Origin of the sequence: Streptomyces purpurogeneiscleroticus (assembly GCF_020024005.1) — a bacterium.
Classification (GTDB): Bacteria; Actinomycetota; Actinomycetes; order Streptomycetales; family Streptomycetaceae; genus Streptomyces; species Streptomyces purpurogeneiscleroticus.
In genome coordinates, this window is the sequence record NZ_NHSG01000216.1 from 21,358 (window position 1) to 27,661 (window position 6,304).

Here is a 6,304-nt window from a genome sequence, read left to right on the forward strand (position 1 = left end):
GGGGAGCGGCTGATGGCGCCCGAAGCACCCGAGTCCATGGTCGCCTACGACCACACCGATCTGCTGAACCGCCCCAAGCGGATCTGGAACTGGGGCAACATCCCGCTTCCCGGTCTGCTGCTGCCCGCCCTCGGTGCGGCCTTCGGCTTCGGCCTGGTGTGGCTGATCGCGCTGCTGTCGCTGTCGGCCTTCCTCCCCTTCCTCGGCCTGTCGATGTGGACGTCGATCCTGTACTTCGGACCGCCGTTCGCCATCTACTTCATCTGGGGACGCCCGCTGCCCTCGGCGCTCACGCTGAGCCAGCAGCTCGTGGTCTGGGCCGACTACTGGTTCCAGCCCAAGCGGCTGCAGGGACTCTCCGCCGACCGCGAGCCGGAGGAGCTGCACTGGCAGGTCATCCTCTGGCAGCCGGGCTCACCGCGCTGGCAGGCGCGTTACGACCAGGCGCGCCGGGCCGCCGCCGAGCGCGGCACCCCTTTCTCGGCTTTCTCCGCAGGCACCGCCCGCAGCACGGCGGGCGGGGGCCACTCCGACACCACCGCAGGATGACTTCTCCATGTTCATGCTGATCCTTCTGGGCGGGGCGGCCGCCTTCTTCGTGGTCGCCATGATCATGGCGGCTGCCTCCAAGGGCAAAGGCCAGGGCCAGGGCACCCGCAAGCAGTCCGCTACCCAGCGCACCAAGACGGCCCGCGAGGAGCTGCGGCTCCCGTACCGCTACGCCGACGACATGATCTTCGTCCACGGCAATTCCGTGTGGACGGGGCTCGTACTGCCCACCGCCATCGACGAGTACCTCAGCGCCGCCGAGCTCCAGTCCATGGCCGAGGGGCCGGCGCGCGGGCTGCTCAGCCTCGCGCGCGGCGACCGCAACGTGGAGTGCCACTACCGCAAGGTCTACCAGCCCATCACGGCCTTGAACTGGGCCGAGGAGCTGAACGCGGTGGCCTGGGACCCGACCGAGAACTACAAGGCGTACAACCTCCGCAAGGCGGAGTACCAGGAGCGCATCGGCGCCATGCGCGAGCGCAACATCCTGCTGGTCAAGCTCGGTTCGCTCAAGCGCGGCGACAGCGGTGTGATCGCCGACGAGGACGAGCCGCACGACGACCCCGGTCTGCTGCGCGGCGTGCGCGGCGTGGCCGACCAGGCCGCGGCCGCCGCCACCGGGGTGAACGACGAGTACCTCTCGCCCATGGCGCTCGCGGAGTGGACGCAGGTCGCCACTGAGGTCCACGAGAGCCTGGAGGGCCTCCACGGCACCCCGCTCACCCGCGAGGAGCTGGTCTGGCTCATCCGCAAGCCGCTCCACGGCGAACTGCCCGTGCCGCCGGAGCCTGTGCTCGGCAGCCGCTCCTGGGGCCCCGACCAGTTCGACCTGGTCGTCGACTTCTCCGGCGAGAACCGCAAGACGCACATCGTGCTGCACCAGTACGACGAGGTCACCGGCGAGCGCCAGACCAGCTACACCACCACCCTGGTCGCCGCCAACTGGCCGGCCGAGACGCGCTTCCGGCAGAGCACCGCCTGGGCCCGGTACGCCGCCCAGCACGTCGAGTTCCCCGTCGAGATCGACATGCGGTTCACCCTGATCCCGTACCCGAAGTTCAAGGACCGCGCCGACAAGATCCGCGGCAACCTCGTCGACGAGATGAACGACATGGCGAACTCCGGCCGCCAGCCGGACACCAAGCTCGCCCACCAGGTCACCCGCGCCCAGAACCTCTGCGACGACATCGACGAGCACAAGATGCCCGGCATGGAGGCGCAGATCCGCTTCACCGTCTCCGCTCCGGACGTCAAGGAGCTGGAGCGGCGCCGCCGCGTCCTGGAGATGCAGTTCAAGCAGGACCTGAAGGTGACGCTGCTGCGCCCCACCCGGCAGCAGTGGCGGCTCCTGCAGTCGCAGCTTCCGGGCGACGCGCCGAAGCTGCCCATCGCCCCCTACCTGCGCCTCCAGGAGGTCGAGCAGCTCGGCGCAGGGCTGCCCACGGCCGGTACCGAGCTGGGGGACAACCCCGAGCACCGCTCCGGCAAGCGGCTCGGCTGGGTGGGGAATCTCGTCGGCTGGGCGGGCAAGATGCCCGTGCACTACTCGCTGCACGTGGGCCCGGCCCGCAACGACGGCGGTGGCCTGGCCATCGTCGGCGCGTCCGGCGGCGGCAAGTCCTCGCTGGCGCTGCAGAAGTTCTACGAGGAGTCCGAGTCCGGCGTCCGCTGCCTGGTCATCGACCCCAAGACCGACTTCGCGCAGATGTGCTACTACCTGGGCTTCGGGGCCCAGGTGAACGACCCGGGGTTCGCGGGCGACGCGGAGTCCGGGGTCCTCGGCACGCCGCAGAGCCGCTTCCAGCCCGTCAACCGGGAGTTCTGGGACGAGACCGAGGTCGTCGACCTCCTCAAGGGCCAGGCCGGCGTCCTCGACCCCTGGGTGATCGCCCGGGACGTCGCCTCCGGCCGGCTGCTCGCGGAGAGCATGCTGCGCGGCTTCCTCGGCGACGAGGACTACCAGCGGGTCCGGCTGCCCGTCATCGAGGCGATGGCCACTGTCGTCGGCTGGTACAACTCCGCCGTCCGCCAGGCCGTCGAGCAGGGCATGACCGCGCGCGACGCCGAACAGCATGTGCCGCGCCCGACGCTGTGGCAGGTCGTGGACGAGGTCGTCCGCGCCTACGACCACGCCGTCGCCTCGGGGGACCGGGAGGCCATCAAGGACCTCAAGCTCGCCCAGATGCTGCTGACCGAGCTGCGCACTCTGCCGTACGCGCGACTGGCCTTCGCCGAGCGGCCGCAGCCGCTGTCCAGCATGCGCAAGCGCCGCACGGTGATCACCCTGCGCGGCTTCCAGTCCCCGTCGGCCACGGACCCGCGCAACTGGAACCCCGCCGAACGCCTCGCGGCCACCGCCCTGATGGCGGTCGTCGAGCTCGGCAGCCAGATGCTGGACGTCGGTTACGAGAAGAACCCGGTCACCGGCGAGGTCGGGCTGCGCCCCAAGGCGCTCTTCGTCGACGAGGCGTATGTCGTCACCGCGACCGAGAGCGGCCGCGACCTGATGCGACGGGCGCTCAAGCAGGGCCGTTCGTACCTCGCCGTCACCGTGCTGATCACGCAGCAGGCCATCGACCTGGTCCAGATCGAGGACTCCGAGGCGCGCAGCGGTGGCGCCAACCAGATCCACACCGTCTTCGCCTTCAAGCAGAAGTCCGCGCAGGAGGCGTCTCTCGTGGCCCCGCTCCTCGGCCGCGCCGAGGACGACCGGAAGGTCATCGACGCCCTGCAGGACCTGCGTACCGGTGTCTGCCTGCAACGCGACGCGGACAAGAGGGTCGGCACGGTGGCCGTCGACCTCGTCTTCCAGGAGATCCTCGCCGCCACCGACACCAACGGCACCACCCGCCCGGCCCGCCAGGGCAAGAACCCGCCGCTGAGCGTGTGGGAGTGGACGTATCTGCAGGAAGCGGCGGCGGACCCGGCCGCGACCGCGCGCGCCGCACAGCCTGCCCCTGTGAGCGCGCCGGACAGTACGCCCGTCGCCTGAGCCGGACCACACGAACGAAAGAGGCAAGAGCCATGCGGATGAAGCGAATTCTCCTGGTCGGCGCCGCTCTGACCGCCCTGACGACGGTTGCCGCCTGCGAAGGAGGCGACGCGAAGAGCAGCGGTGGCGCGCACAGCGGTGCGGACCAGCAGAACGAAGGAAAGCAGGACGGCGGGCTGCCCAGCGCCTCCTCGCTCAAGAAGGCACAGGAATTCCTCCAGCAGCACGTCGACTGCTCGAACCTGAGCAACGACCCCAATGACGACCGGCTCAACGACCCCTTCGTCGACGACGTGTCCGACTCGGCGTCCGCCGAGGACAAGCGGGAAGCGGCGGCCTGGACGATCCAGGAAGAGGCGGTGTGCGGCACCGACTGGACGTCCAGCTATCTGATCTACCGCCCCAAGGACATGACCGCCTTCGAGCAGGCGTACAAGAACGACCGCGAGAAGAAGGTGAAGCGCGGGGTGATCGACGCCGGGCGCACCGACGGCAAGTTCTTCGTGGGCAAGAACTTCGTCGTGGATTTCGCCGGTGAGGGGTCGGGCGGCCTGGAGAAGACCGGCCTGCTGCAGCTGAACTGTGCGCCGTCCTTCGCGCCGCCGAGCGGCTACAAGAAGGAGAAGGCCCATATCTCCGGATGCGTTCTGACCAATTACGTGGAGAACTGAGCCGGCACCGGCCGGTACCGCCCTCTTCGCTCACTCATTCTCATTCGGGGGACTCCCTATGCTTCCGCGGCGCGCCATACGCTGGCGATTGACCAAGGTCGGCACGGCCGTGCGGGCCGGCCTGTTCGTGCTGCTGGCCCTGGCGGCCGTCCTGCTGGCCACCCCCGCGCCGGCGCAGGCCATGGCGTTCGCGTGCGACATCACCGGTGACGACAGCTACCAGATGGACACGCCGGGCAACAACGGTGAAGCGCTGATGCCGGCGGTCAAGCAGTGGGACCGCAATGCGAAGCCGGACGAGGGCTCGCTGACCGAGCGGGTGCGCGGCGGCACGGTCAGCGGCTCGGTGGAAATGCCGGGCCCGGCCGCCAATTACACGCTGTACGAGCTCAACGGCATGCGCGGGCTGAACTGGTCGATGACCTTCAAGGGGAAGGGCGACGCGGCCGAGGACAACGGCGAGTGGGGCAGTGGCGCCGATGAGTGCAGCGTCATGGACTACGTCAACAACGGCATCGCCGACAGCATTTTCAACGGCACCAAGATTCTCACGCGCGCGGCCATCTCCATCAAGGAATCGGCGTCCAACCCCAGCCCGCTGGCCGGCCTTTACGAGGGCCGGGACAATGTCGTCCAGACGCTGAAGAAGAACGTCCTGCGGCCCGCCGTCCCCGTCATGATCGTGCTGACCGGTCTCTGGGTGTTCGGCAAGTGGCGCAAGGGCGACATGCGCGAGGTCTGGTCGGGCGTCGCATGGGCCGGCCTCACCGTGGTCGCCGTGATGGCCTTTCTGACGGGCGGCAATTACGACAAGGTCGTCAGTACGGCCGACTCCGGTATCGCGCAGGCCAATTCCCTGCTGACCGAGGCCGTACTGTCCGGAATTTCCGGCACGATGCAGCCCCCGTGCGATCTGCCGAAGGGCGTGCACAACCGCGGTATGCGGGTGTCGAGCTGCGCCATGTACGACACCCTCGCATTCCGGCCCTGGGCGCTCGGGCAGTTCGGTGACGCGGGCAAGGACTGCATCATCGACGAGGAAAAGGGCTGCGCCGCCGCGGACCCCGGTGAGACCTGCGACTGGGGCAAGGGAGCGCGCTGCCAGGACCTGCGCGTCCGCCATGCCGTCGCCCAGTCGGAGACGAACAAGGACCGTGGGAAGGACCTCAATAAATTCGAGGACGACTGGACCCCGATCCGCAAGGAAGTCGCCAGCGGCGAGCACGGCGACATCTTCAAGGACTGGTCCGGACAGAACGCCGGCAACCGCGTCGGCATGGCCTTCTACTCCATCGTCGCGGCGCTGATCGTGGGCCTGATGGTCATGGTGCTCAGCGTGCTGACGCTGCTCTGGCACGCCGTCACGCTGATCCTCGTCGTTCTGCTGCCGCTGGTGGCGACGCTCGGAATCCATCCCTCGCAGCAGAAACTGCTCAAGGGCTGGCTGGAGACATTCATCCACAGCTTCGTGCTGCGCGCCGGATTCGGCGTCATCCTCACGGTGCTTCTGGTGCTTTACCAGATGATTCTCCCCGCCCAGATCGCGCTGGGCATGCAGCTTCTGCTGCTGCTCCTGGTCACCGTCGCGGTCGTGATGATGCTCAAGAAGCTGCTGTCCGGGAACTTCAGCCCCAAGATCGCCGGGGCCGAGGACGCGCTGGGCGTGGGCGACATGGCGAACGCCGCCACCAGCAAGTTCATCGACAAGAGCCAGAGCGGCGCGGGGACCGCCGGACGCGTCGGCGGGCGGGTCGCCGGCGGCGCCGCGGGTGCCGCCACCCGGTTCGCCGACCGCAAGCTGCTCGGCGGGAAGCTGGAGAAGGGCGGCTGGACCAACCCGACCAAGCGCCAGCAGCGGCAGAACGCCTACCAGGCGGCGGAGACCAGCAAGCGGCAGGCGGCGCAGCTCGACGAGCAGACGCCGAAGCCGTCCGCGCCGCAGCAGCCGGTGGCACCGGCGGCACCGGCGACGGAGCAGACCGGGCCGAAGAAGTCCGCCCGGCCCCGGCTGAGCAGCAGCGGCCAGCAGCCGGCGCAGCCGTCCGCGCCGCAGCAGCAGTACCAGGCACCCGCGCAGCAGCCTCAGCCGCAA

4 protein-coding genes are annotated in these 6,304 nt (G+C 69.1%); all 4 read left to right on the forward strand.

Going from position 1 to position 6,304, the window contains the following annotated elements; all coding sequences use genetic code 11:
* Nucleotides 1-12: 12 nt before the first annotated feature.
* Nucleotides 13-549: a hypothetical protein gene (locus CCS38_RS14130; RefSeq protein WP_223733605.1), complete on the forward strand. Its 537-nt coding sequence runs from the start codon at nt 13-15 to the stop codon at nt 547-549.
* A 7-nt stretch (nt 550-556) separates the two neighbouring features.
* Nucleotides 557-3,541 (forward strand): ATP-binding protein, encoded by a 2,985-nt coding sequence (locus tag CCS38_RS14135; protein WP_223733606.1) that lies wholly within the window; start codon nt 557-559, stop codon nt 3,539-3,541.
* Nucleotides 3,542-3,579: 38 nt separating this feature from the next.
* Entirely contained in the window at nt 3,580-4,212 is a 633-nt protein-coding gene (locus tag CCS38_RS14140) for a hypothetical protein (RefSeq protein ID WP_223733607.1), read from the forward strand.
* A gap of 88 nt (nt 4,213-4,300) precedes the next feature.
* A partial coding sequence (locus CCS38_RS14145; protein WP_223733608.1) for a TrbL/VirB6 family protein occupies nt 4,301-6,304 on the forward strand: 2,004 nt, incomplete at its 3' end.